This window comes from Longimicrobiaceae bacterium (assembly GCA_035936415.1).
Classification (GTDB): domain Bacteria; phylum Gemmatimonadota; class Gemmatimonadetes; order Longimicrobiales; family Longimicrobiaceae; genus JAFAYN01.
Genome location: DASYWD010000162.1, coordinates 1 through 1,512, shown reverse-complemented (window position 1 = coordinate 1,512; position 1,512 = coordinate 1). Strand labels below are relative to the sequence as shown.

Genomic DNA, 1,512 nt, shown 5'->3' with positions numbered 1-1,512 from the left:
GCTCGGCCCCGCCCAGAGAGAGCTTTTCGCCCACGAGCTGGACCGCCGCCTCAAGGGCGCCGGGCGCGCCGCGGACGAGCCGGTGGCCGTGGTGGGCGTGGGGTGCCGCTTCCCCGGCGCCGACGGCCCGGAGGCGTTCTGGCGGCTGCTGGAGCGCGGCGACTGCGCGGTGCGCGAGACCCCGGCGGAGCGCTGGGACGCGGACGCCTGGCACGACCCGGATCCGGAGGCGGCGGGGAAGTCGTACGTGCGCCGCGCCGCGTACCTGGACGACGTGCGGGGCTTCGACGCGCCGTTCTTCCGCATCCTCCCGCGCGAGGCCGTCCGGCTGGACCCGCAGCAGCGGCTCCTCCTGGAGGTGGCGTGGGAGGCGCTGGAGCACGCCGGGATCCCGGCGGCAGGGCTGGCGGGGAGCCGCACGGGGGTGTTCGTGGGCGTCACCACCAACGAGTACCTCCAGATGCACCTGCTGGCCGGCGACCCCGGGATGATCGACGCCTACTACGGCACCGGGAACATCGCCAGCGCGGCGGCGGGGCGCCTGTCGTACGTGCTGGGGCTGGAAGGCCCGGCGGTGGTGGTGGACACGGCGTGCTCGTCGTCGCTCGTGGCCGTGCACCTGGCCTGCCGCAGCCTGCGCAGCGGCGAGGCCGACCTGGCGCTGGCCGGCGGTGTGAGCCTGATGCTCTCGCCGGAGGCCAACGTCTTCCTGAGCCGCGCCCGCGCGGTGGCGCCGGACGGGACGTGCAAGACCTTCTCGGCCGCGGCGGACGGCTACGGCCGGGGGGAGGGGTGCGGCGTCGCCGTCCTCAAGCGCCTTTCCGACGCGCTCCGCGACGGCGACCGCGTCCTGGCCGTCGTCCGCGGCTCGGCCATCAACCACGACGGCGCCAGCAGCGGCTTCACGGTTCCCAGCGGGGCCGCGCAGCAGGCGGTGGTCCGGGAGGCGCTGGAGGCGGCCGGGATCGCCCCGGCCGAGGTGGGCTACGTGGAGGCGCACGGGACGGGGACGCCGCTGGGCGACCCCATCGAGGTGCGCTCCCTGGCCGCGGTGCTGGGCGAGGGGCGCCCCGCGGACGCGCCGCTGGTCCTCGGTTCCGTGAAGACCAACGTCGGCCACCTGGAGGCCGCCGCCGGGATCGCGGGCCTGGTGAAGGCGGTGCTCGCGCTGCACCGCGAGGAGGTCCCGCCGCACCTGCACTTCGACGCGCCCAACCCGCGCATCGAGTGGGACCGGCTCCCGGTGACCGTCGCGACGGAGCGGACGCCGTGGCCGCGGAACGGGCGCCGCCGCGTGGCAGGGGTCAGCTCCTTCGGGATGAGCGGCACCAACGCGCACGTCGTACTGGAAGAGGCGCCCGTCTTCGAGGAGCCCGCCGCCGCCGACGCGCCGCTGCCGCTCGTCCTCCCGCTCTCGGCCCGCTCCGGGGAGGCGCTCGCGGCGCTCGCCGGGCGGATGGAGCGGCACCTGGCGGAGCACCCGGAGCAGGACGCGGCGGACGTGTGCTTCAC

The 1,512-nt window shown here is 76.6% G+C and carries 1 protein-coding gene; it reads left to right on the top strand.

Annotated features, from left to right (window positions below):
* The coding region (locus VGR37_06155; GenBank protein HEV2146963.1) for a polyketide synthase at positions 1 to 1,512 on the top strand (1,512 nt) is incomplete at both ends.